This window comes from Neoroseomonas eburnea (assembly GCF_018129005.1).
Lineage (GTDB): Bacteria > Pseudomonadota > Alphaproteobacteria > Acetobacterales > Acetobacteraceae > Neoroseomonas > Neoroseomonas eburnea.
In genome coordinates this window covers 48055-71268 of sequence record NZ_JAAEDL010000004.1, presented here as the reverse complement: position 1 = coordinate 71268, position 23214 = coordinate 48055, and the positions used below count along the sequence as shown (strand labels likewise).

Below are 23214 nucleotides of genomic sequence, written 5' to 3'. Positions count from 1 at the left end.
CATGGCGCGCGGGGCGGCGGAGACGCGCGCATGGCACGCGCAGATGCCGGCAGCAGGAAGGAACGGCCTTCGCGGATCCAGCATCAGAACCGGCGCAGCGGCACCTGCCACGCCAGCACCCCGCCGGCGGCCGTGAGCACCGCGGCGGTCACGAACAGCGCGCGAAACGCCTCCGCCAGTTCCGCACGCAGCGCCATGGCCGCGTCGGGCCCCAGCACGGCCAGGAAGCCCGGCCCCTCAGCCACGAGCCGCTGGAAGGCGGGCCCCGCGCCGACCAGGCCGACCGCCGCGAAAACCACCGCCGCCACCAGCGCCGTGCCCGCCGCGGCGCCCAGATTGCGGGAGAAGGCGACGCCGGCCGAAGCCGCGCCCAGCCTCTCCCGCCCCGCCGCCGCCTGCACCGTCACCTGAACCACCGGAAAGGAGGTACCGGAACAGAAGGCAGCCATCGCCAGCAGCGGCACGAAGACTGCGAGCGGCAATCCGGGTGCCGTCAGCGCGATCGCGCACCAGATCACGCTGCCCAGCGGCAGGAAGACCGCCGGCCAGCGCATCGCATGCCCGGTCCGCGCCACCATCCGCCCCGAGAACAGCGCGCCTGAGGCCCCGCCGAGCGACATCGCCAGCAGCATCAGCCCGGAAGGCCCCGGCGCCAGGCCGCGCACCGTCTGCAGCCAGACCGGCAGGAAGGAGATCATGCCCACCTGCGCCCCGACGACCAGCGAGGACAGCAGGTAGGACCGCCAGATCGAAGGCTCGGCGAACATGGCGAGCGGCAGCAGCGGGTCGCGCGCCGCCCGCTCGGCGCGCAGCAGCAGCAGCGTCGCGACGAGGGCCAGTACCGCGAGCCCGAGCACCAGCGGCAGCAGCGTCGGATCGAGCCGCCGCGCGCGGTCGAGCGCCACCAGCGCCGCAGCCACCGCCACCACGAAGAGCGCGAGCCCCGCCCAGTCGAAATGCAGCCGCGCCCCGCGGCGTGCCGGCGGCACCCGCGGCACGCGGCGCGCCAGCACCGCACAGAGCAAGGCCAGCGGCAGCAGCATCACGAAGACGGACCGCCAGCCGAAGACCTGCGTCATGTAGCCGCCCGCCACCGGCCCGAAGGCCGAGGCGAAGGCGAAGGATCCCGCGATCCAGGCCTGGTAGCGGCCGCGTTCGCGCGGCGACAGGACCTCCCCGATCAGCGCCTGCGCGAGCGTCAGCAACGCGCCGCCGCCGAAGCCCTGCACCATGCGCGCGGCAACCAGCACCGGCAGGCTCGGCGCCAGCACGCAGCCCAGGCAGCCGGCGGCGAAGATCGCCAGCGCGACCGCGAGCAGCCGCTTGCGCCCGAAGGCGTCGCCGAGCTGGCCGAAGACCGGCGCGGCGCAGGTCGCGGCCACCAGGTAGGCGACGAGGATCCAGGAGACGCGCTCGATCCCGCCCATGTCGGCGGCGATGGCGGGCAGCGCGGTGGCGACGATGGTCTGGTCGACCGCGGAGAGGAAGATGGTCAGCGCGATGCCGGGGAAGGCCCGCAGGAAGCGGGCACGCATCTCGGCGGCGGGTTCCTCGGTCACGCTGCCTCCCGTGCGGGGTGGGCGCAGACCTGCCCGGACCCCTCACTCGCTTCGGGGAGGGCGCCGCCCTCCCCGGCCCCCTCCCGCCAAAGGCCGAAAGGCCTTTGGAAACCATGGGTTCCGAGGGCCTTTCGGCTCTCGGCAGAGGGGGTCCGGGGGAGACGGCGTCTCCCCCGGCGCGTCAGATCACCCCGCTGCGCCCCATCTCCAGGAACTTCTCCCGCCGCCGCGCGCGCAGCGTCGCGCCGTCGAGTTCGACCAGCGGCGCCAGCAGCTCCGCGATGCGGTCGCCGAGGGCGGCGATGGTCCCCTCCGGGTCGCGATGCGCGCCGCCCAGCGGTTCCGCCACCACCGCATCGACCAGGTTGAGCCGGCGCAGATCGTCGGCCGTCAGCTTCAGCGCCTCGGCCGCCGTCGAGGCCTGCGCCGCGTCGCGCCACAGGATCGAGGCGCAGCCCTCCGGCGAGATCACCGAATAGATCGCGTGCTCCAGCATCACGATACGGTCGGCCGCGGCGAGCGCGATGGCGCCGCCCGAACCGCCTTCCCCGATAATGGTCGCGATGAAGGGGACGGGCGCTTCCAGCCCGGCCTCGATCGACCGCGCGATGGCTTCGGCCTGGCCGCGCGCCTCGGCCTCGATGCCCGGGAAGGCGCCGGCCGTGTCCACGAAGGAGAGGATCGGCAGGCCGAAGCGGCCGGCGAGTTCCATCAGGCGTTTCGCCTTGCGGTAGCCTTCGGGCCGCGCCATGCCGAAATTGTGCTTCACGCGGCTTTCGGTGTCGTTGCCGCGCTCGGTGCCGAGCACCACCACCGCCCGGCCGCGGAAGCGGCCCATGCCGCCCACCACCGCCAGGTCGTCCGCATAGGCGCGGTCCCCGGCGAGCGGGGTGAAATCCTCGATCAGCGCGGTGATGTAGTCGTTGGCGTGCGGGCGGTCCGGGTGGCGGGCCACCTGCGCCTTCTGCCAGGGCGTAAGCTTGGCGTAGGTCGATCTGAGCAGGGCCTGCGCCTTGTCGCGCAGCTTGCCGACCTCGTCGGCAACATCGATCCCGCCGGCGTCGGTGGTCCGACGCAGCTCCTCGATCTTGCCTTCCAGCTCGGCGATCGGCTTCTCGAAGTCCAGGAAGTGGCGCATGGGGCCCGGGGGTTAGCCGAATTCGGGGCGGGGCGCGACCCCCCTGCCGCACAGGCCCGGCGCGATGCGTCGCCACGCCATCATTGCGCCAGCGGATGGTGCGCCTCCACCAGGGCCTTGAGCCGCCCCTCCAGGACCTTGGTGTAGATCTGGGTCGTCGCGATGTCCGCATGGCCCAGCAGGACCTGCAGGCTGCGCAGATCCGCCCCCCGTGCGAGCAGGTGGGAGGCGAAGGAATGCCGCAGCACATGCGGGCTGACGCGGTCGGGATCGAGCCCGGCCACAAGGGCCGCCTCCTTTAGCAGCAGGGCGAGGGACTGCCGCGTCAGATGCCCCGAGGCGGCGCGGGAGGGGAACAGCCAGCGCGCCCCGCGCGGCCCGGCCTTCTCCGCCGCCTCGGCTCGCGCGGCCAGCGCCAGCTCCCGGGCGCGGGACGAAACCGGGACGAGCCGTTCCTTCCCGCCCTTGCCGCGCACGGCCACCAGGCCCTCCTCGGCGCGCAGCGCGCCGGCCGGCAGGCTGACCAGCTCGCTGGCACGCAGGCCGGAACAGTAGAGAAGCTCCACCGCCGCCGCCGCGATCACCCCCTTGCGGCCGGGCAGGCTGGCGGCGGCGGCGATCAGCGCTTCGACCTCGGCTTCCGAGAGCGCCTTGGGCAGGCTCGCCGGCAGGCGCGGGCTTTCCAGCAACTCGGTCGGGTCGTCGGGGCGGATGCCCTCCCGCGCCAGGAAGCGGTGGAACTGGCGTATGGCGGACAGGCGCCTTGCCTGTGTGCGGGCGGCGAATCCGGCCGCGGCCAGGCCGGCGACCCAGGCGCGCAGCGCCCCGGCATCGGCGGCGTGCACGGCGAAGCCGCGTCGAACTGCGAATCCGGCGAAATCGTCGAGATCCGCCCGGTACGCCGCCAGCGTGTTGCGGGCGGCGCCGCGCTCGGCCGCCAGCATCTCCAGGAAGGACTCGACGTAGTGGGCGCCGGACATGCCGGAAGCTGGGGGCGAATCGCCGCGCCGGGCAATCCCATCACGGGGGCCGCGGAACCGTAGCGCCGGGAACTCCGGGCTTCCGGAGCCCCGTGCTCAGGACTCGAAGGTGAAAGGGTCCAGTACGCGGGTCACCGCGGCATCGAGCTCCCCCATCAGCCACTCGGTGGCGTGCGACCGCACCACCGTGTGCACAGTGAGGCGTGGGCCAACATACCATTCGGCTGGCCGTAGGCCCGGTCGCCGATAGAGAAGGATTTCCGTCAGCATCACGCTCGCCACACGTCCGGGCGGCGGGAAGATCAGGTCCTCGCCCAGATCGCGGATGTGGAACTGGATGCCAACGGCCAGCACGTTGTTGTCCAGTTCCTCGCGCGTCATGGGTCTGTCGGCCAGCCTACTGCCGAGCCTGACAGGCATTGGTCTTGTTCCGCGGCGGCCGTGCTGCGGCTCGCCGAGCAGACGATCGACGGCGGCGTTGACTTGCGCGCCGAGCCGCGAAGGTCGCTCATCCAGGTCGTTTGGAAGCAGGCTATCGGTGGCGGCCTGCTCAGGGTCGCCGCTCATCATCGGGGCCCTTAGCCCCCGCCACCCTCCACTTACCCGGTCTTGCACACGCAGGTGAGGTCCGATTGCGACAAAGCGAACCCCGTCAGTTATCCACTGGCTAGGTGGCGTCGCGGGGAACATGAGTTGTGCCTGCGCGGTGCCGGGCACATGACGGCCGAAAGTCGCGCTTCCGATGGCACACGCGCCGAGCAACGCCTGTCTTCGCCCGGGTCGTGGTCGAACCATCGCCGTGTACGGGACCGTCATCCGGCCCGCCCCCTGCCACCGGGCACGTTACCGGCCACCAGCGAGTAAGAAAAAGCCCGTCTGTAGAAAGGCGTCCCCGAACTCGACTGCATTCGTATCGCGTGGCGACGCCTGAAGGCGCACATGATCGGCACGGGGCCGACGAGCCGCCTCTCTTGGCGAGATGGCAGCGCCCGCCGCGCGGGCGGCGCCCCCTCGCATCCCGTCACGGCGTGAGCGCCACCTTCAGCACGCCGTCGCGCTGGTGGCTGAACAGGTCATAGGCTTCCTCGATCTGGTCCAGCTTGAAGCGGTGCGTGACCATGGCGCGCAGGTCGGCGCGGCCGGAGGAGATCACCTCCATCAGCCGCCGCATGCGCTCCTTGCCCCCAGGGCAGAGCGTCGTGACGATCTTGTGATCACCCAGCCCCGCCGCGAAAGCGTCGTAGGGGATCTTCAGGTCGGTCGAATAGACGCCGAGGGACGACAGCGTCCCGCCCGGCCGCAGCACCCGCAGCGCCGATTCGAAGGTCGCCTGGGTGCCGAGCGCTTCCACCGAAACGTCGCAGCCGCGCCCGTCGGTGATGCGCATGATCTCCTCGACCGGGTTCACCTTCGAGAAATCCACCACATGCGTCGCACCGAGCTTCTGCGCGATGGCGAGACGTTCCGGCACGCGATCCACCGCGATCAGCGTGGTCGCACCCATCAGCTTCGCCCCGGCCGTGGCGCAGAGGCCGATCGGCCCCTGGGCGAAGACCGCGACAGTGTCGCCGATGCGCACCTCCCCGCTCTCGGCGCCCGAGAAGCCGGTGGACATGATGTCGGGGCACATCAGCACCTGCTCGTCCGTGAGGTTGTCCGGCACCGGGGCAAGGTTGGCCATGGCGTCCGGCACCAGCACGTATTCCGCCTGGCAGCCGTCGATCGTGTTGCCGAAGCGCCAGCCGCCCATCGGCCGCCAGCCATGCTTTGATCCGGCGCCGTCCTGGCTGCACTTGCCGCACAGGCAGGCATTCGACCAGCCGGAGGGCGTGATGGCACCGGCGATGGCGCGCTGGCCCTCCCGGTAGCCCTTCACGCCGGAACCCAGGCGCTCGATCACCCCGACGGGTTCATGGCCGATCGTCAGGCCGCGCTCGACCGGGTATTCGCCCTTGAGGATATGGACATCCGTGCCGCAGATCGTGGTGGTGGTGACGCGCAGCAGGGCGTCGTTCGGGCCCACCTCCGGCACCTTCTTCTCCTGCAGCTGGATCCTGCCCGGTTCGACGAACACCGCGGCCTTCATCACCTGCGCCATGGTCCTGGCCCCTCCGTTCTGTTGGCGCGCGGAGGCTATCGCCCGGCCCGCCGGGCCGGCTTGCGGCGCATCAAGGCGGAGATGACGATTCCGCGCCGGACGACGGCTTCCATGCCCGGGGACGCGGCGCGAACGCCTTGAGAGGGGCTCTGCCCCTCTCAAACTCACCCCGCCAAAGGCTTAAGGCCTTTGGAAACCATCACTTTGAGTCACCGCGGGGGGCAGGGGACCGTGTCCCCTGCGGGGGGGAGTTCGAGGGGGCGCCGCCTCCTCGATCCACGCCGTCACCGCCCCGTCTGGAACCGTTCGTTCGGCAAGGTACGCTCGACCGGCTCGGGCGTGACGGCCGGCGGAAAGGCGCCGATCGCCAGCAACCCCACGGCGAGCGCGCCAAGGACCAGCAACAGGAGCAGCAGGAACGGGCTGCGAGACATCAGACGTGGCGGCTCCCTCACGGACCAGCGGTTCTGTGCTAGCCTTCGACCCCGTGTCGCGCAACTCCGCCCTCGATCTTCCCGACGAAGACGACCTTCCCTCCGCACCGGCCGAACCGTCGCCCCCCGACGCGGCGGCGCGCAGCATCGTGCTGGTCGGCATGCCCGGTGCCGGCAAGACGGCGATCGGCAAGCGCCTGGCGGCCCGTCTCGGCCTGCCCTTCCGCGATGCGGATGCCGAGATCGAGATTGCCGCCGGCATGCCCATCACGGAAATCTTCGCCCGCTACGGGGAGCCCCATTTCCGCGACGGCGAACGCCGCGTCATCACCCGGCTGCTGGCCGGTCCGCCCTTGGTCCTCGCGACCGGCGGCGGTGCCTTTGCCGATTCCGCGACGCGCGCCGCCATCAAGGCGAGCGGTGCCGTCACCCTCTGGCTGCGCTGTTCCCTGCCGACGCTGCTGCGGCGCGTCGCCGGCCGGGAGCACCGGCCGATGTTCCTCAATGCCGACCCGGCCGAGGTGCTGCAGCGCCTGATGGCCGCGCGCCACCCTTTCTATGCCGAGGCCGACGTGATCGTGACCTGCACCGATGAGAGCCCCGAGGTCACCACGCACCGCGTGCAGGACACGCTCGCCGCCACCGTGCCACCGCGTCGCCTGCCGGTCGGGCTGGGCGAACGCACCTACGACGTGGTGGTCGGCCCCGGACTGCTCGCGCGCGCGGGCGGGCTGATCGGGCCGGTGCTGCCGGCGCGCCGCGTCGTCGTCGTCACCGATTCGGCGGTAGCGCCGCTCCATCTGCCGGCGCTGCGCGCGGGGCTGGAGGCGGCCGGCATCGCCATCCTGGCCGAGATCGCCGTCCCGCCAGGGGAGGCCAGCAAGGATTTCTCTCGCCTGCAGGAGGTGCTGGAGGGCATGCTCGGCGCCGGTGTGGACCGGCGCACCGCGGTCGTTGCCCTGGGCGGTGGCGTGGTCGGCGACCTGGCGGGATTCGCCGCCGCCGTCGCCATGCGCGGCCTGCCCTTCGTGCAGGTGCCGACGACGCTGCTCGCGCAGGTCGATTCCAGCGTCGGCGGCAAGACCGGCGTGAACCTCAAGGCCGGCAAGAACCTGGCCGGCGCATTCCACCAGCCGCGCATCGTCCTCGCCGACACCGATACGCTGGCGACCCTGCCGCTGCGGGAACTGCGCGCCGGCTACGCCGAGGTGGCGAAGCACGGGCTGCTGCATGGCCCGCTGTGGGATTGGTGCGAGACGCACGGCGCCGCCGCCGTCGCCGGGGAAACCGGCGCGCTGACCCATGCCGTGCTGGAATCCTGCCGGCTCAAGGCCAGCGTCGTCGCCGCGGATGAGCGGGAGGAAAGCGCCGAAGGCGGCCGCGCCCTGCTCAACCTCGGCCACACCTTCGGGCACGCGGTGGAAGCCGAGGCCCGCTTCGACGGCACCGTGCTGCATGGGGAAGCCGTGGCGATCGGGCTCGGGCTCGCGGCCTCGCTCTCGGCCAGGCTCGGGCATTGCAGCCAGGAATGGCCATCGCGGGTCATCGCGCATCTCACGACCGTCGGGCTGCCGGCACGGATCGCCGACCTGCCGCGGCGTTTCACCATCGAGGCGCTGATGGGGCGCATGTCCAAGGACAAGAAGAACCGCGACGGAAGGATGCGGTTCGTGCTGATGCGCGGAGCGGGGGATTGCTTCACCAGTTCCGACGTGCCGGCCGAAGCGGTCACCGCGCTGCTGCGGGACGAGGGCGCCCTGGGCTGAACGGGATGCGAGGCTCCGCCTCGCGCTCCGCAGGGGTCCGCGGCAGACCCCGGACCCCGCCCGGAACAGGTGGCAGGGCTGCGGCGGGACGTCTGGCCATCGGGGCAGGGCTGCGTTACCGGGAAGGCACGCGCTTCAGGACCGGGACCGCCATGCCGCTTTCCGCCCCCATAGACCGCGAACCGATGCACCGCCGGCAGATCGACATGCACGGCTACCGGCGCGCGGATGGGCTCTACGACATCGAGGCGCATCTGCTCGACACGAAATCCTACGGCTTTGAACAGGAAGGGCGCGGCTGGATGGCGCCCGACACCCCGCTGCACGGCATGTGGATCCGGCTGACGGTGGATGAGGATCTGCTGATCCATGCCTGCGAAGCAGCCTCCGACCACACGCCCTATTCCGTCTGCCCGCAGGCGGCGCCGAACTTCGCGCGGCTCGCCGGGCTGAAGATCGGGCCCGGCTTCAACCGCGCGGTGCAGGAACGCGTGGGTGGCGTGCTTGGCTGCACCCACCTGCGGGAAATGCTGGCCCAGATGGCGACCGTCGCCTACCAGACGCTCTACCCGGTGCGCCGGCAGAAGGAACTCGCGAAGGAAGCCGCCGGCGGCAAGCGGGAACGCCCGAAGATCATCGGGACCTGCCTCGCCTACGAACCGTCCAGCCCGGTGGTGAAGATGCGTTGGCCCTGGCTTGCGGCCGAGGCCGCCGAATAGGGCACATCGAGGCCGCCGGTTTCGGCCTTCGTCGCGCGGGGGGGGGGCGGGCGGCTTGCGCCAGCCTTGCCTGCCGGCGCCCGCGCCCCCCATGGTGTCGCGATCGTCTTCCCCCGATGGGTGATACCGCCTGACCAGGATCGGCTCTGCCCGGCAGGGGCCGCGAGCCTCAACGCGGCGGCCGCACCATCGAGGCATGCCAGCGCAGCAGCCGCAGCCTGCCGTCCTGCAGCAGCCGCAGGCGCAGCAGCCAGGCTTCCGCCTCCGCCACGAGGACCCCGGCGGCCTGGGCCGATGGCCGCTCGGGCCGCTCGCGCAGCGCCATCAACAGGGCCTGCCAGCCTTCGACCACCGCGCGGCAATGCCGCTGGCCGGCATCCTCCACCACGTTGATGACGAAGCCGGCGCGCTCCAGCGCCGCGGGCACCGCCTCCTCGGCCGGCGGGGCGGCGGCGCGGCCCTCCGCCGCGAGCCATCGCGTCTCGCCTGTCCCGGTCGGGGCGTTGCGGGCAACCAGGTCGAGCAGCACCACCTGCCCGCCAGGGCGCAGCGCCTGTGCCGCCGCCTGCAGCAGCCCCTCGGGAGTCCCGCCGCTGCGGAAGGGTTCGAGGAACAGCGCGTGGTGGTGGTAGCCGCGCCGGAAGGCGGGGGTTTCCGCCTCGAACCGGGTGGCCGTGACCTTGCGGCCGGGAACGCGCGGCGCGACGGCATCGGCGACGGGCGCCCCGGGTTCGAAGGCCGCGACGAAGCACCCGCGCGCACCCGACACCACGGCGCCGGCCGCGCGCGCGCCGCTGCCGGCCAGCAGCAGCGTCGCCTCCGGCACCAGGGGCAGCAGGGAGGCAAGGCGAAGCACTTCGGTCGTCCCGCCGGGGATGGCCATGCCCTCCCCCCACAGTCGATCGGCCCAGTCCTGCCGCGTCGTCCGCGGGGCGGCCGGCTCCGGCGGGGCCGGGGCGACGACCGGTCGGGGCGGCGCCGCGGCGACGGCCGGCTCGTCCGCCGGCGCAGCCGCGCCGAGCAGGCGGGCGCCATTCGTGATGGCGCGGCGCAACAGCCCGCCCTGCGGACCCCAGGGCCGGGCCTCGGGGCCGCGAGCCTCGGGTCTCCGGGAAATGGCTCAGCTCCTCAATCCAGGTCCACGAAAGCATGATGTGCGTGAAGGAAAGGTTGCCCCGTCCGGGGGCACCGGTCGCGCCTTCATGCCCAGGGCGGTCACCGTTCGCCTCGTCGCACCGCAACCACACCCGCCACTGTTTCCGCGAGGATCTTCGCCCGATCAGGTGCGTCCGCCTGATCGGGGTCTGCTCCAGGCCCAGGGGCGGGTGTCGCACGGAGAGGCCCCGGCGCGCACTGTCGCGCGCATTGCGACGGCATGGCAGGCCGGCGGCCCCCTGCCCTTGCCGCCGCGCCCGGTCCCGCGCAGGCTGCGCCATCCTTGCCTGTGGGGAGAATGCTGGTGAACGGTGCGGAAAGTCTGGTCCATACGCTGCTGCGGTCGGGGGTGGAGGTGTGCTTCGCCAACCCCGGCACGAGCGAAATGCATTTCGTCGCAGCCCTGGACCGGATTCCGGGCATGAGGTGCGTGCTCGGGCTGCAGGAGAACGTCGTCACCGGCATGGCCGACGGCTACTGGCGCATGACGGAGAAGCCGGCGGCGACCCTGCTGCATTGCGGCCCGGGCCTCGCGAACGGCCTGGCCAACCTGCACAATGCGCGCCGCGCGCGGTCGGGCATCGTCAACTGCGTCGGCGACCAGGCGACCTATCACCGCCCCTTCGACGCGCCGCTGACGGCTGACACCGAAGGCTGGGCGCGCGGCGTCTCGCACTGGATGCGGACCTCGACCAAGGCCAAGGATGTCGGTGCCGACGCGGCCGCGGCGGTGCAGGCGGCCCGCACCTCTCCGGGGCAGGTCGCGACCATGATCCTGCCCTCCGACACCTGCTGGGACGAGGGCGGCGTGGTCGCGGACCCGCTGCCGGTGCCGGTGCCGCAGGCGGCGGACGCTCTCGCCATCCGCAATGTCGCGCGCATCCTGCGCGAGAAGAAGAACGTGCTGATACTGCTCGGCGGCAAGGCGCTGCGGGAAGGCGCCCAGGCGCTCGCATGGCGGGCGTCCCAGGCGACCGGCGCGAAGCTGCTGGCCGAGGGTTCCAACGGCCGTACCCAGCGCGGCCAGGGGCGCCTGCCGCTGGAACGCGTGCCCTACCCCGCCGACGTCGCCATCAAGGCGCTGTCCTGGGTCGAGCACCTGGTGCTGGTCAACGCCAAGGCGCCGGTCGGCTTCTTCGCCTATCCGGGCATGCCTTCGAAGCACTACCCGGAGAATGCCGAAGTCCATGTGCTGACGCGCTTCGAGCAGGACGCCGAGGCGGCGCTGCGCGCGCTGTGCGAAGAACTCGGCGCCCCCGCCGTGGCGATGCCCGATGTCGGCCCGCGCCCGGAGCGCGCGCGCGGCGCCCCGACGCCGGAAGGCCTCGCGCGTACCGTCGCCGCCCTGATGCCGGAGAACGCCATCATCGCCGATGAGAGCGTGTCCTTCGGCCGTGGCTTCTTCCCCGAGACCTTCGCCGCGCCGAAGCATGACTGGCTGCAGATCACCGGCGGCGCCATCGGCTGCGGACTGCCGCTGGCCACGGGTGCCGCGATCGGCGGCGGCGGGCGCCGCGTCATCAACCTGCAGGCCGACGGTTCCGCCATGTACACGGTGCAGGCGCTGTGGACCCAGGCGCGGGAGAAGCTGCCGGTGACGACCGTCATCCTGGCCAACCGCAAATACCAGATCCTGCTTGGCGAGTATCAGAACGTCGGCGCCAATCCGGGCCGCACGGCGATGGACATGCTCGACCTCGGCAATCCGGACATCGGCTGGGTGAAGATGGCCGAGGCGATGGGCGTCGAGGCGGCGCAGGCGACGACGCTCGATCAGGTCGGCGACCTGATGGCGCAGTCCTTCGCGCGGCCGGGGCCGTTCCTGATCGAGCTGGTCATCTGACCATGGACATGCAGCTTGCCGGCAAGCGGGTGCTCGTCACCGGCGGGTCCAAGGGCATCGGCCTCGCCTGCGCCGCGGCCTTCGCGGCGGAGGGGTGCGACGTCGTCCTTGCCGCCCGCGACGGGGCGGCACTCGCCGCCGCCGCCGACAAGCTGCGCGCGACACGGCAGGTGCGCGTGGAGACGCTCGCCGCCGACCTCTCGCAGGAGGCCGAGCGCGAGCGGCTGCACGCCGCCTTCCCCGACATCGAGATCCTGGTGAACAACGCCGGCGCGATCCCCTCGGGCCGGCTGCAGGACATCCCGATCGCGCGGTGGAAACAGGCCTGGGACCTGAAGGTGCTGGGCTATGTGCATCTCTGCCAGCTCTATCTGCCGGCGATGGAAGCGCGGAAGGCGGGCGCCATCGTCAACATCATCGGCATGGCCGGCCGCGCGCCGCGCGCGGGCTACATCTGCGGTGGCGCCGGGAATGCGGCGCTGATCGCCTTCACCTCCGCGCTCGGCGCGGCGGCGCAGGCGAGCGGCGTGAAGGTCGTCGGCATCAATCCGGCGGTCACCAAGACCGACCGCATGCTGACCCAGGCGCGCACCAACGCGAAGCTGAAGTTCGGCGACGAGGAGCGTTGGGCGGAGATGCTGACCAACCTGCCCTTCGGACGGCCGATCGAGGCCGCCGAGATCGCCGACCTTGCTGTCTTCCTTGCCTCGCCGCGCGGCACCTATGTCAACGGCACGGTGGTCGACGTGGATGGTGGCGGGATGTTCCGCGCCTAGAGCGGCTTCCGTTCGCCTTGGCTCACGGCAACCACTGCCACCTCTTGTTGTTGCGTGCGTCTCCGCCCGCTCGGGATCCGCCTCGGAGCCGCGGTGGCGGCACCGACATCCGCTTCGCGCCCTGAGCAGGCCGGCGGCACGTCATGCCGCAGCTGCGAAGGTTGCGTGACTGCCGCGATCAGCTAGGCTTTCCGCGCCCACCACGGAGAAGCCCGGATGCTGCGCTTCAGCAATTTCCTCTTCCCCGAGAGCCGCGATCCGGACCGCGACGCGGAGGTGATCGCCGACTGCGTGGCGGAGGCGAAGCTCTGCGACGAGCTCGGCGTCGAGGTGCTCTGGCTCGCCGAGCACCATTTCGACGGCAACTGCGCCTATGTCGATCCGGTGACCTTCGCCGCCGCGGTGCTCGCGGCAACCAGGCACATCAAGGTGGGCTTCGCGGTGGCGCAGGTCTCGCTGCACCACCCGATGCGGCTGGCCGAGCAGATGTCGCTGCTCGACAATCTCGGCCGCGGGCGCGTCATCGTCGGGCTCGGCCGCGGCACCGCCTACAATGTCTACGAATACCAGGGCTACGGCATCCCGCACGAGGAAGCGCTCGAACGCTACGAGGAAGCCGAGGGCATCATGCTCAAGGCCTGGACCAGCCCGGACGGCTTCACGCATGAGGGCAGGCACTGGTCGCTCAAGGTGCCGCGCCTGCGGCCGGCATCCTTCACGAAGCCGCATCCCTACGTCATCCGCGCCGCCTCCTCGGAGGAAGGCGCGTTGCACCTCGCGCGCCGGGGCCTGCCCTTCCTGATGAACGTGCAGTCGAACGAGGTGACGGCGCGGCGGCTCGCACTCTATCGCGCGGCCATGGCTGGGGCCGGCTTCGATGCCGCGCATGTCGCGCGTTGCATGGACGAATCCTGGGTGTGGCGGAACGTCGTCGTCGCCGAGACCGACACCGAGGCCGAGCGTATCGGCATCCCCGCCTTCGAGGCGATGCAGGAACACCGCCAGGAACTGCGGGAGAGGATCTATGCCGAGCAGGGCATCATCATGAGGAAGGAGACGGCGCCGCCCGCCCGTGTGAACCCCGACCACGCGCTGATCGCCGGCTCGCCCGCAACGGTCGCCCGGTGCATGGCGGAAATCGAGGCGACCGGGGTCGGCGGCGTGATCTGTTCCTTCCGCCTCGGCCCGATGCCCGCGGAGGTCGCCGCGCGCTCGATCCGCCTCTTCATGGAGAAGGTGGCGCCGCGCTTCGCCGCTCCGCGGGCATCGCAGGCGGCTGATTGACCGCCCGGTGCAGACGGCGAGCGCAGCCGTGAGACGGCGCCGCAGCCGCGCGGAAGGCGGCAGCTCCGCGCAGCGCCCGCGCCGATCGTTCAGGCTGGCCTTGCCGAAGGCGTCATCGGCAAGGCCCGGCGGTGCTGCGCGCGGGGCCGGCGGGACGGCCCGGCGCGAAACCAGGGCTCTGGTTCCGGTCAGCAGGGAAGCTGACCGACATCAGTCCACCCGGACCACCAGCTTGCCGAAATTCTCGCCCTTCAGCAGGCCGATGAAGGCCGTCGGAGCGTTGCGCAGGCCGTCCACGACATCTTCCCGCCAGTGCAGGCGGCCTTCACGGATCCAACCCTCCATCTGAGCGCGGAAGGTACCGTAGCGGGGCCAACCGGTGTCGCTGACGATGAAGCCCTGGATGCGCAGCCGCTTGCGCACCACCGGCCCAAGGTTCGGGCCGGCCGGTGCGCCGGCGGCGTCGGCGCCCGGGGCCTCGTTGTACTGGGCGATCATGCCGCACATCACCATGCGGCCGAAGTCGCGGAAGCGGGGGAAGACCGCGGCCTGCACCTTGCCGCCGACGTTTTCCCAATAGACGTCGATGCCCTCGGGCACCGCGGCATCGAGCTGCGCATCGAGATCGCCATGGTGATCGAGACAGGCGTCGAAGCCGAGCTCCTTCACCACAAAGTCGCACTTCTTCGAGCCGCCGGCGATACCGACCACCTTGCAGCCCCTGATCTTTGCGATCTGCCCGACCACTTGGCCGACCGCGCCGGAAGCGGCTGAGACCACCACCGTCTCGCCAGCCTTGGGCTGGCCGATGTCCTCCAGCCCTACCCAGGCCGTGAGCCCGGGCATACCGAGCACCCCGAGGCTGCTCGACAGCGGTGGGTCGGCAGCCGGCACCTTGAACAACCTCTCCGGCCCGACGACCGAGAAGCGCTGCCAGCCATAGCCGCCGAGCACGACATCGCCCGGCGCAAAATCCGGATGGCGGGACGCCACGACCTCGCCCGCGGTCTGCCCTTCCATCACCGCGCCGAGCGCAACCGGCTTGGCATAGGATTTCGCATCGGCCATCCGCCCCCGCATGTAGGGGTCGAGCGAAAGGAAGCGTGCCCGCACCAGCACCTGGCCGTCGCCGGGCTCGGGCACGGGTGTCTCGACGACGGCAAAATCCTCTGGCACCGGGGCGCCGACAGGGCGCCGTTTCAGCAGGATCTGCAGGTTGGTCTCGGGCATGGCGTTCCTCCGCAAGGCTGGCAGGATGCCATGCCCATGGCTGCGGCGCGACAGCCCCCCATCGCCATGCGTTCATGCGGCGCGGCAGTAACACACGCGATGGGCGTATTTGCCGGGCATCTTGCAACCAACGTTTGGCGCCAGCTATGATTCCGATATTGTGGGGTTCACAGCATCGGGCCCTCGGAGAAGCGGCCCCTGGCAAGGCGGAGCAGAGGCCTTGGCCGGTTGGACGGGCGCTTGAGATGCAGCCCCCTCGACACGATGCGACAGGAGGCGAGCATGACGGGTGTGGTCGTGACCGGCCATGGCGGCCGCGGCCCCGGGACGTCCTTCGGCACCTATCTCGTGCCACCCGGAGTGACCATCTACTTCTTCACGCGTGATGGCCAGTTGCTGAATTCGGAGGCGTCGGATCCGCTGATGGATCTGCTGTGCCGCCAGGCCCCGGACGAGGCGACCGTCCGCGCCGCCGCGACGGAAGTGAAGACCGCCTACAGCACCATTCCGAACTACGTCTGCTTCGGCACCAACGATTTCCGCGACCCCAGCGGCGTCTACCTGGTCGGCGAGGATTCCGGCGCCGGCCTCGTCATCCCGGTCCCGGACGGCTCGGAGAAGCGACTGTCGGACATCATCGGCGGCGGCAGCAGCGGTGGAGCGATCGCCGACGAAGTCTACTGGCTGTGCTGCCGCGACAAGCCGGGGATCACCAACAACCCCGACATCACCGTCGCGACCACCTGGCGGGATGCGGCGGGCCGCGTGCTGACGCTCGGTGGCGACATCGGCCCTTCCCCGATGGGGCTGACACCCTCCCAGGTGAGGCGGACCGGCCGCTGGATCTGAGACCGCCCGAGAATGTGCCGAATGGTGCATTCTCGGTTCCGGTGCCGGCATGCCCAGGCTGTGCCGGACGGCGGCACGGACACTCCGGCCTTTGGCGACACAGCGCGGGCGGGCCATGATCGGTCCCGGAACAGGGAGCCGGGCATGGACGCGATACCGGGTGCGGACACGACATGCTGGACGCCGGCGCGGCTGATCGCCGCGCTTGCCGCGCGCGGCAACGCACCGGCGGTCGTGACCATGGCCGGCGAGACGCCCATCCCCTGGGCCGCCGCCACGATCGCAAACGAGGCGGCGCGCCTGGCCGGCGGGCTGATCGCGGCCGGGATGGCGCGCGGGGAACCCGTCGCGATCCATGCCCCCAACTCGCCGCACTGGATCGTGGTGCGGCTCGCGGTCGCCGCGACGGGCGCACTGCCGCTGGCGATCGACGACCTGTCCGGCGCGCATGAGGCCGAGGCGATCATTGCCGATGCCGGCTGCCGCTGGCTTTTCGCCTCCGCCGCCCATGCCGCCGCCGCGATGCCGCGCCGCGACGGGCTGCGCATCGTGCTGGTGGACGAGCCGGACGCCCCCGAGGGCTGGCACGCGCTGCGCGGCGCCGACCCCGGCCCGCTGCCGGAGTTGCGGCCCGACGAGGACGCGCTGATCGTCGCCACCTCCGGCACCACCGGCGCGCCGAAGCTGTTCACCCTGACGCATGCGAACCTGACCGCCAACCTGACGGGCGTGCTGGCGCAGGGCCTCATCGGCCCGGGCGACCGGATGCTGGTGCCGCTGCCGCTGCACCATGTCTATCCCTTCCTCGTCGGGCTGATGACGCCCTTCGCCGCCGGCGCGACGGTCGTGCTGCCGGAAGCGGTGACGGGCCCGCAGATCGTGCAGGCACTGAAGTCCGCGCGCGCCACCATCATGGTCGGCGTGCCGCGCCTCTATGTCGCGCTGCTGGCCGGGCTCCAGGCGCGGGTCGCGGCGCGCGGGCGCGCCGCGCGGATGGTGTTCGGCGCGCTGCTCGAATTCGCCACCAGCCTGCGGCGGGGCGGCATCGACATCGGGCGGCGGCTGTTCGGCTCGCTGCATGCGCAGATGGCGCCGGACCTGCGCCTGATGGTCTCGGGAGGGGCGAAGCTCGACCCGGAGGCCACCTGGATGCTGGAGGCGCTCGGCTGGAAGGTCGCCAGCGGCTACGGCCTGGCAGAGACGGCCTCTCTCTTCACCGGCAACACGCCAGGGGCGCAGCGGATCGGATCGGAAGGCCGGCCGATCGCTGCCGGCACCCAGATCCGCATCGACGCACCCGACGTGCTCGGCATCGGGGAGATCCTGCTGCGCGGGCCCAATGTCTTCGCCGGCTACCGCAACAACCCGGAAGCCAATGCCGCCGCCTTCACCGCGGATGGCTGGTTCCGCACCGGCGACCTCGGACGCCTGGACACGGACGGCTTCCTCTATGTCACCGGGCGCAGCAAGGAACTGATCGTCCTCGGCGGCGGCAAGAACGTGATGCCGGAGGAGGTGGAGGAGGCCTACGGCGCGCATCCGGCGATCAAGGAGATCGCGGTGCTCGAGCGCGCCGGCGCGCTGGTCGCGGTGGTGCTGCCGGACCTCGCCGCGATCCGCGCCGGCGGCAATACGCGCGTCGAGGATGTGGTGCGGGTCGCCCTGACGGCGGCGGCACAGGACCTGCCGTCCTACCAGAGGCTCGCCGGCTACGTGCTGGCGCGGGAGCCGCTGCCGCGCACGCGCCTGGGCAAGGTGCAGCGTTTCCGCCTGGCCAGGCTCTACGAGGAACTTCTGGAAGGCCGCGCGCCGCAGGCCCCCGCACCGCTGAGCGAGGAGGACGCCGCCTTGGTCGCCACACCCGGCGCGCGCGAGGTGTGGGAGATCCTGCAGGCGCGCTACGCCGGCAAACCGCTCTCGCCCGAGGCGAACCCGGCGCTCGACCTCGGCATCGACAGCCTGGAATGGATCTCCCTGGCGCTCGAGATCGAGCAGCGCACGGGAATGCGACTGACCGAGCACGAGATGGCCGAGATGGCGACGGTGCGCGCCCTGCTGCGGCGCGCGGCGGGTGGTGCCGCCGTCGTCACGGTGCCGCACCGCAGCGCCGAGGAGCTTGCCGCCGAGGTGACGCGCGCCACCGCCCCGCGCTCGCCGCTGCTCTGGCCGCTGCGCGCGGGCGGCTGGGCGGCAGCGCGGGGCATCGGCCGCGTGATGTTCGACCTGCGCGCCACCGGGGTGGAGAACGTGCCCCGCGAGGGTCCCTTCGTCATCGTCGCCAACCATGTCAGCGACCTCGACCCCGGGCTGGTCGCGGCATCCCTGCCCTTCGCCGCGGCACGCCGCCTGTGGTGGAGCGGCGCGGTGGAGCGCCTTTTCGCCAACGCCGTGGCACGCGGCTTCGCCCATACCTTCCAGGTCTTCCCGGTGGATGAGCGGATGCCGGCGCAGGCGGTCGCGATGGCGCGCGCGGTGCTGGAGCGCGGCCAGGGGCTGGTGTGGTTCCCGGAATCCTGGCGGTCGCCCGACGGCCGGCTGCAACGCTTCCTGCCCGGCATCGGCGTGGTGCTGGACGGCATGGACGACGTTACCGTCGTGCCCGCCTTCATCAGCGGTGCCTTCGAAGCCATGCCGCGCGACGCCCGCCTGCCCCGCCGCCACCCGGTGCGTATCGCCTTCGGCGCCCCGGTGGCCGTGCGTGCCCTGGCGGTGGCAAGTGAGGATCCGCGCATGCGGGCCGAGGGCCTGGCCGAGGCGCTGCACGGATTGGTCGCGGCGCTGGTGCCGCCGGAGCCGAGTGGCGACGGTACAGACGCCACGGGCTCATAGCGAGACTCCGCCTCGCGCTCCGGTCGGGGGCGCCGCCCCCGACCCCCCCCCGCCAGGTGGCCGGGCCACCTGGACCGCCATCCGCTTCCCTCTCGGAATATCCTTCGAGGCACCCGGTTCGGGCTGACAGGGGGTCCACCCGCGGGTTTCACGGGCCGGGCCGGGTGGTGTAAGCGCCCACCACAGGTTGGAGGTCGTGCGAATGGGTCGCCGGACCAAGATCATCCTCGGCATCCTCGCCGGCATCCCCATGCTGGCGGTGGCGACGGCCGTCCTGGTGCTGCCGGCGATCGAACTGGCGCCGATGGCGGCCGGGCGGGCGACGGTGGCACTCGGGCGCAAGGTGACGATCGGGAGCCTGCGCGTCTCCCCGGGCCTGTCGCTCGGGGTCGAACTCCGCGATGCGCAACTCGACAACATCGAGGGCGGCAGCCGGCCGGCCATGGCCGAGGTGGCGAGCCTGAGCGCCACGCTGGATCTGCTGCCGCTGCTGCGGGGCGAGGTGGTGCTCCGCCGCGCCGCGATGGACGGCTTCACCCTCTATCTGGAACGCGCCGCCGACCGGCGCGCCAACTGGCATTTCGGGGAACGGCCCGCCACCCCGCCGCCGGCCGCCGCCACGCCGCCCGACCGCAGCGGGCTGCCGATGATCCACGACCTGCGTCTGACCGGCAGCGAGATCGTCTTCCGCACGACCAGCGGGAAGGAGCTGCGCACGCGGCTCGACACCGCCGCCATCACCGCCGACGCGCTGGACCAGCCGGCCCGGCTGACCGCCGCCGGCAGCTACAGCGACGTGCCGGTGACGATGGAGGCGACGCTCGGCAGCATCGCGACGCTGCGCGACGCGCGCATCCCCTTCCCCATTGAGCTGAACGCGGCCTCCTCGGCGGAGACCACGCTGACCTTCCGGGGCACCGCCACCGACCCGCTGAACGTGGACGGCGCGGCGGGCAGCATCCGGTTCTCGGCGGCGACGCCGGCGGCGATCCTCGCCATGGCCGGGGCGGGCGGGACGGAGGTGCCGCCGGTGCCGATCGCGCTCTCCGGCCGGGCGACGCGCAGCGGCGATGTCTGGCGGCTGACCGAGGCCGAGGGCGCGCTCGACGGCGCGCCCTTCGCCGCCCCGCTGCTCGAACTGACCGAGGGCGGCCGGGGGCAGCCGGATGCGATCGTGGTGACGATGGATTTCACGCGGCTGGATGTGAACCGGCTGCTCGGTGCGCGGCCGCAGGGCAGCAACCAGGCCAGCGGCGACGCCGACCTGCCGCTGGTGGTGCCGGAGATGCCCGACCCTCTGCTGCGGGCGGAGCTCGGCGTGCAGGAGCTTGTCTACGCGCGGCTGCGCGCCACCGATGTGCGGATGAAGGCGGAGATGGCGCCGGCGCGGATCGCCGTGGAATCGCTCGGCCTCGTCGCCTTCGGCGCGCGCTTCGACGCCTCCGGCGAACTGCTTCCGGCCGAAGGCGGCGGTGCCGGCATCAGCGCCACGGCGCGCATGACGCAGGGCGACGTCGATACGCTGCGCCGTGCCTTCGGATTGCCGCGCCTGCCGCTCGCCGGGCAGATCGAGGCGCATGCGGCGGTCGCGGCGGAGGCCACGACACTGAATGCGGCGACCGCCCGGGCGCGCATCTCGGTCGTCGCGGCGATGACCAGCGGCAGCATCGCGCGGGAGGTGATCGAGATGGCCTCCACCGATGTGCGGGCGCTGTTCCGCACATCGCGCGGGATGACGCGCGTCTCCTGCCTGCTGGCGGCGGTGGACGTGCGCGCGGGGCGCGGCGAAGCGGCCCCGGTGCGCATCCGCGCCGGCACCGGGACGGTCAGCGGCCTGGCGAGCTTCGACCTCAACCGCGAATGGGTGGATCTCATCATCGGCAGCCAGCGCGAGACGACGAACTTCTTCGCCCTCGACATCCCGGTGCGGGTGAGCGGGTCCTTCTCCAACCCTGACATCCTGCCGGCGCAGTGGTCCAGCTCGGCCCGCGCCCGGATGGAGAGCGGCAGCATGGCACCCCTGCCGCCGGATCTGCGCGACACCGCGCGGCGCAACCCCTGCTATTCGGACCGCAGCTCGCGGCGCTGAGGACGGGACACGACACCAGCCCATGCTGTTCAATTCCCAGGCGCTGATCCTCGGCCTGCTGCCGCTCGCCCTCGCCGGCTGGTACCTGGCGCCGACGCGCGACGCGCGGCAGGCCTGGGTCGTGCTTGCCTCCCTGGTGTTCTACGCCTTCTGGGACCCGCGCTTCGTGCCGGTGCTGGTCGGGCTGACGCTGCTCAACTGGGTGGTGGCGCGCGCCCATGCAGGCGCTCCGCGCGGATGGTGGGCGGATATCGGCATCGCCATGAATCTCGGCGTGCTCGGCTGGGTGAAGTACGCGAACTTCATCGCGGACAACGTGGCGTGGGCGCTGGGCGGACGGCACGAACAGTGGAACATCATCCTGCCGCTCGGCGTGTCCTTCTACGTCTTCCAGAAGGTCTCCTACCTGATCGACCTGAAGCGCGGGCAGGCGAAGATCTACAGGCTTTCGGACTTCTTCCTCTTCGTCACCTTCTTCCCGCAGCTCGTCGCCGGTCCGCTGGTGCGGCACAACGAGGTGATCTGGCAGTTCGCGCTCGACCCGCGCCGGCCGGAGATGACGGAGAACCTGGCGCGCGGCCTGGTGCTGTTCACCATCGGCCTGGTGAAGAAGGTGGCGATCGCGGACACCGTCGCGCCGGTCGCGGACGCCGTCTTCGGCCGCGCGGCGGCGGCGCAGGCGCTGGGGGCCGGCGATGCCTGGCTCGGCACCCTGGCCTACACCCTGCAGATCTATTTCGACTTCTCCGGCTATTCCGACATGGCGCTCGGCCTCGCGCTGATGTTCGGGCTGCGGTTGCCGGCCAATTTCGACGCACCCTATCGCTCGGCCTCGATCCGCGAATTCTGGCGGCGCTGGCACATGACGCTGTCGCGCTTCCTGCGCGACTACCTCTACATCCCGCTCGGCGGCAACCGGTCCGGCGCGGCGCGGCAGGCGGTGAACGTCGTCGTCACCATGCTGCTGGCGGGGCTGTGGCACGGCGCGGCCTGGACCTTCGTGGTCTGGGGCGGGCTGCACGGGATCGCTCTGGCGGTGAATGGCGCCTGGGCGCGGGCCGGCCTGCGCATGCCGTGGGTGATCGGCTGGGCGCTGACGCTGGCCTTCGTCATGCTTGGCTGGGTGCTGTTCCGCGCGCCGGATTTCGCCACCGCGGCACGCATGTTCGCGACGATGGCCGGCCCACCCTGGACCGGCGGCGGCGCCGTTGCGATGGACACGACGCAGACCGTCGCGCTGCTCGCGGGCTGCGTGACGGCAGTATTCGGCCCGGCCTCGCAGGTCTTCGCGCTGGAACGCCTGCGCCCGAGGCCATGGGCCGGCGCCGCGGCAGGCGTGGTGCTGTTCCTGATGCTGCTGCTGATCGGCGGACGGGTCCCGAATGAGTTCATCTACTTCCAGTTCTGAGCCCACCGCGGCGTGGGCGCGGTTCCTCCGGCTGCTGCTGCTCTTCGCCGCGGTGCCGGCGGCGATCGCCTATGCCTTCATCGCGCTGGTCGATCCGTGGGGGATGCTGCCGCTCTCCCTGCCGCTGCGGCGCGAGACGGTGACGACCAACCAGCGCTTCTCCTATCCGATGATCGCGCAAGACCCGCGCTTCGATTCGGTGGTGGTCGGCACCTCCACGAGCAGACTGCTGCGGCCCGCACAGCTCGACGAGCTGTTCGGCGCGCGCTTCGCGAACCTGTCGATGAACAGCGGCACGGCGTGGGAGCAGGCGCAACTGCTTGCCCTGTTCACCCGAAGACACCCGGCGCCGCGCGTGGTGATGGTCGGGCTCGACAAGGAGTGGTGCGAGAGCGGGCCGCTGCGGCGCCTGACCCCGCGGCCCTTCCCTGAATGGATGTATGGCGGAAATCCGTGGCGCGGCTACGGGGAGATCCTGAACCCCTTCGCGGCGGAGGAAGCCGGCAAGCAGGCGCTCGCCATGTTGCGCCTGGCGAGGCCGCGCTATGGACGGGACGGCTATGCCGACTTCCTGCCGAACGATGCGCGCTACGACGCCGCGCGCGCGGCGCAGTCCCTGGTGCCACCGCCGGCCGCGCCTGCTGCCGCGGATCCGGCCTTCGAATTCCCGCAGCATGCGCTGCTGGCCGAAAGGCTCGCCGCGCTGCCCGCGGTGACGCGGGCGGTGCTGTTCTTCGTGCCGTACCACGTCTCGTTGCAGCCCCGGCCCGGCACGCTGGACGAACAGCGCATGGAAGCCTGTCGCGCCGCCATCACGCGCATCGCGAAAGCGCGCCCGGGCACGGCGCTGGCGGACTTCATGATCCCGAGCCCGATCACGCGCGAGGACACACATTACTGGGACCCGCAGCACTACCGCATCGGCATCGCCGAACGGCTGGCGCGTGGCCTCGCCGCGGCGGCCGAGGGGCATCCTTCAGCCGAGGGCGACTACGTGCTGCTCGTACCGCCCGTCGGCCATTGATCCTGAGGGGCGGGCGCCGCACCCTGCGCGCCC

Annotated in this window: 18 protein-coding genes; 10 read left to right on the top strand and 8 right to left on the bottom strand. The window is 71.7% G+C overall.

Annotation, left to right across the window (positions count from 1 at the left end; all coding sequences use genetic code 11):
• Positions 1-83: 83 nt before the first annotated feature.
• From GXW74_RS05565 to GXW74_RS05540, 6 genes are all read right to left on the bottom strand, one after another.
• Positions 84-1559: an MFS transporter gene (locus GXW74_RS05565; protein ID WP_211845427.1), complete on the bottom strand. Its 1476-nt coding sequence runs from the start codon at positions 1557-1559 to the stop codon at positions 84-86.
• 181 nt (positions 1560-1740) lie between these two features.
• Complete coding sequence (locus GXW74_RS05560) at positions 1741-2697, bottom strand: acetyl-CoA carboxylase carboxyltransferase subunit alpha (protein ID WP_211845425.1); 957 nt, start codon at positions 2695-2697, stop codon at positions 1741-1743.
• Between the two features lie 80 nt (positions 2698-2777).
• Positions 2778-3677 carry a tyrosine recombinase gene (locus GXW74_RS05555; RefSeq protein ID WP_211845423.1) on the bottom strand — a complete coding sequence of 300 codons (900 nt, stop codon included), beginning with the start codon at positions 3675-3677 and terminating at the stop codon, positions 2778-2780.
• A gap of 96 nt (positions 3678-3773) precedes the next feature.
• On the bottom strand, positions 3774-4247 hold the full coding sequence (locus GXW74_RS05550; RefSeq protein WP_211845421.1) for a hypothetical protein: 474 nt from the start codon (positions 4245-4247) through the stop codon (positions 3774-3776).
• Positions 4248-4698: 451 nt separating this feature from the next.
• Positions 4699-5775 (bottom strand): NAD(P)-dependent alcohol dehydrogenase, encoded by a 1077-nt coding sequence (locus GXW74_RS05545; RefSeq protein ID WP_211845419.1) that lies wholly within the window; start codon positions 5773-5775, stop codon positions 4699-4701.
• Positions 5776-6059: 284 nt separating this feature from the next.
• Entirely contained in the window at positions 6060-6209 is a 150-nt protein-coding gene (locus GXW74_RS05540; protein ID WP_211845417.1) for a hypothetical protein, read from the bottom strand.
• 53 nt (positions 6210-6262) lie between these two features.
• On the opposite strand from GXW74_RS05540, the gene aroB reads away from it, so the two are divergent.
• Both aroB and GXW74_RS05530 read left to right on the top strand, forming a co-directional pair.
• Complete coding sequence (gene aroB, locus GXW74_RS28585; protein WP_338148146.1) at positions 6263-7975, top strand: 3-dehydroquinate synthase; 1713 nt, start codon at positions 6263-6265, stop codon at positions 7973-7975.
• Between the two features lie 152 nt (positions 7976-8127).
• Positions 8128-8694 carry a DUF2889 domain-containing protein gene (locus GXW74_RS05530; RefSeq protein WP_211845416.1) on the top strand — a complete coding sequence of 189 codons (567 nt, stop codon included), beginning with the start codon at positions 8128-8130 and terminating at the stop codon, positions 8692-8694.
• Between the two features lie 169 nt (positions 8695-8863).
• Here GXW74_RS05530 and GXW74_RS05525 read toward each other — a convergent pair whose 3' ends face one another.
• On the bottom strand, positions 8864-9748 hold the full coding sequence (locus tag GXW74_RS05525; RefSeq protein ID WP_211845414.1) for a hypothetical protein: 885 nt from the start codon (positions 9746-9748) through the stop codon (positions 8864-8866).
• 399 nt (positions 9749-10147) lie between these two features.
• On the opposite strand from GXW74_RS05525, the gene GXW74_RS05520 reads away from it, so the two are divergent.
• From GXW74_RS05520 to GXW74_RS05510, 3 genes are all read left to right on the top strand, one after another.
• On the top strand, positions 10148-11692 hold the full coding sequence (locus GXW74_RS05520; RefSeq protein ID WP_246522932.1) for an acetolactate synthase large subunit: 1545 nt from the start codon (positions 10148-10150) through the stop codon (positions 11690-11692).
• A gap of 2 nt (positions 11693-11694) precedes the next feature.
• Positions 11695-12468, top strand: a complete 774-nt coding sequence (locus GXW74_RS05515; protein ID WP_211845411.1) for a short-chain dehydrogenase/reductase — start codon at positions 11695-11697, stop codon at positions 12466-12468.
• Positions 12469-12684: 216 nt separating this feature from the next.
• Positions 12685-13752: an LLM class flavin-dependent oxidoreductase gene (locus tag GXW74_RS05510; protein ID WP_211845410.1), complete on the top strand. Its 1068-nt coding sequence runs from the start codon at positions 12685-12687 to the stop codon at positions 13750-13752.
• 210 nt (positions 13753-13962) lie between these two features.
• On the opposite strand, the gene GXW74_RS05505 is transcribed toward GXW74_RS05510, so the two are convergent.
• Positions 13963-14982 carry an NADP-dependent oxidoreductase gene (locus GXW74_RS05505; RefSeq protein WP_211845409.1) on the bottom strand — a complete coding sequence of 340 codons (1020 nt, stop codon included), beginning with the start codon at positions 14980-14982 and terminating at the stop codon, positions 13963-13965.
• 282 nt (positions 14983-15264) lie between these two features.
• Between GXW74_RS05505 and GXW74_RS05500 the strand changes: the two genes are divergently transcribed.
• The 5 genes from GXW74_RS05500 to GXW74_RS05480 all read left to right on the top strand — a co-directional run bounded on the left by GXW74_RS05500 (position 15265) and on the right by GXW74_RS05480 (position 23181).
• The gene (locus tag GXW74_RS05500) at positions 15265-15831 is read left to right on the top strand and encodes a putative adhesin (protein WP_211845408.1); all 567 of its coding nucleotides are present in this window, start codon (positions 15265-15267) and stop codon (positions 15829-15831) included.
• Positions 15832-15975: 144 nt separating this feature from the next.
• Complete coding sequence (locus tag GXW74_RS05495; protein WP_211845406.1) at positions 15976-18660, top strand: AMP-binding protein; 2685 nt, start codon at positions 15976-15978, stop codon at positions 18658-18660.
• A gap of 202 nt (positions 18661-18862) precedes the next feature.
• A complete protein-coding gene (locus tag GXW74_RS05490) occupies positions 18863-20749 on the top strand; it encodes an AsmA family protein (protein WP_211845404.1) in 1887 nt (628 codons plus the stop codon).
• 22 nt (positions 20750-20771) lie between these two features.
• Positions 20772-22157, top strand: a complete 1386-nt coding sequence (locus GXW74_RS05485) for an MBOAT family O-acyltransferase (protein WP_211845403.1) — start codon at positions 20772-20774, stop codon at positions 22155-22157.
• A complete protein-coding gene (locus tag GXW74_RS05480) occupies positions 22132-23181 on the top strand; it encodes a hypothetical protein (RefSeq protein ID WP_211845401.1) in 1050 nt (349 codons plus the stop codon). Before GXW74_RS05485 ends, GXW74_RS05480 begins: the two co-directional genes overlap by 26 nt.
• Positions 23182-23214 lie beyond the last annotated feature (33 nt).

Excerpts from the sequence above, each read along its gene's own strand:
- GXW74_RS05560 (WP_211845425.1), bottom strand. The coding sequence starts at position 2,697 with ATGCGCCACTTCCTGGACTTCGAGAAGCCGATCGCCGAGCTGGAAGGC.
- GXW74_RS05555 (WP_211845423.1), bottom strand. The coding sequence starts at position 3,677 with ATGTCCGGCGCCCACTACGTCGAGTCCTTCCTGGAGATGCTGGCGGCC.
- GXW74_RS05550 (WP_211845421.1), bottom strand. The coding sequence starts at position 4,247 with ATGATGAGCGGCGACCCTGAGCAGGCCGCCACCGATAGCCTGCTTCCA.
- GXW74_RS05545 (WP_211845419.1), bottom strand. The coding sequence starts at position 5,775 with ATGGCGCAGGTGATGAAGGCCGCGGTGTTCGTCGAACCGGGCAGGATC.
- GXW74_RS05540 (WP_211845417.1), bottom strand. The coding sequence starts at position 6,209 with ATGTCTCGCAGCCCGTTCCTGCTGCTCCTGTTGCTGGTCCTTGGCGCG.
- GXW74_RS05530 (WP_211845416.1), top strand. The coding sequence starts at position 8,128 with ATGCCGCTTTCCGCCCCCATAGACCGCGAACCGATGCACCGCCGGCAG.
- GXW74_RS05520 (WP_246522932.1), top strand. The coding sequence starts at position 10,148 with ATGCTGGTGAACGGTGCGGAAAGTCTGGTCCATACGCTGCTGCGGTCG.
- GXW74_RS05515 (WP_211845411.1), top strand. The coding sequence starts at position 11,695 with ATGGACATGCAGCTTGCCGGCAAGCGGGTGCTCGTCACCGGCGGGTCC.
- GXW74_RS05510 (WP_211845410.1), top strand. The coding sequence starts at position 12,685 with ATGCTGCGCTTCAGCAATTTCCTCTTCCCCGAGAGCCGCGATCCGGAC.
- GXW74_RS05505 (WP_211845409.1), bottom strand. The coding sequence starts at position 14,982 with ATGCCCGAGACCAACCTGCAGATCCTGCTGAAACGGCGCCCTGTCGGC.
- GXW74_RS05500 (WP_211845408.1), top strand. The coding sequence starts at position 15,265 with ATGACGGGTGTGGTCGTGACCGGCCATGGCGGCCGCGGCCCCGGGACG.
- GXW74_RS05495 (WP_211845406.1), top strand. The coding sequence starts at position 15,976 with ATGGACGCGATACCGGGTGCGGACACGACATGCTGGACGCCGGCGCGG.
- GXW74_RS05490 (WP_211845404.1), top strand. The coding sequence starts at position 18,863 with ATGGGTCGCCGGACCAAGATCATCCTCGGCATCCTCGCCGGCATCCCC.
- GXW74_RS05485 (WP_211845403.1), top strand. The coding sequence starts at position 20,772 with ATGCTGTTCAATTCCCAGGCGCTGATCCTCGGCCTGCTGCCGCTCGCC.
- GXW74_RS05480 (WP_211845401.1), top strand. The coding sequence starts at position 22,132 with ATGAGTTCATCTACTTCCAGTTCTGAGCCCACCGCGGCGTGGGCGCGG.